Annotated in this window: 1 pseudogene; it reads right to left on the reverse strand. The window is 60.2% G+C overall.

The annotated features are described in order from the left end of the window. Positions 1-249, reverse strand: a pseudogene (locus tag SB765_RS32280) (mechanosensitive ion channel family protein); the annotation flags it as partial.

Below are 249 nucleotides of genomic sequence, written 5' to 3' on the forward strand. Positions count from 1 at the left end.
CGGCTTCCCAACCCCATTGCCAGCGCAACGGCCAGACCAACGGTAATCAAAACAATCACAATCACATGGTTGAGCAGGTCTGTCTTGACCTCCAACTGGCTGATCGCGACGGAAATACTGATGATGATCACCAGCCCCTGGGCGATTCGCCCCAGGCCCGCCGCGTAGTCCAGGCCCACGCCTTCAGCCGCTCCGCGCACCAGCCCATTGGCCAATTGTGCCAGCAGAACGCCTACCAGCAGGGGAATG

Source organism: Pseudomonas sp. SIMBA_067, from assembly GCF_046534675.1.
In the GTDB taxonomy this organism is placed as follows: Bacteria; Pseudomonadota; Gammaproteobacteria; order Pseudomonadales; family Pseudomonadaceae; genus Aquipseudomonas; species Aquipseudomonas putida.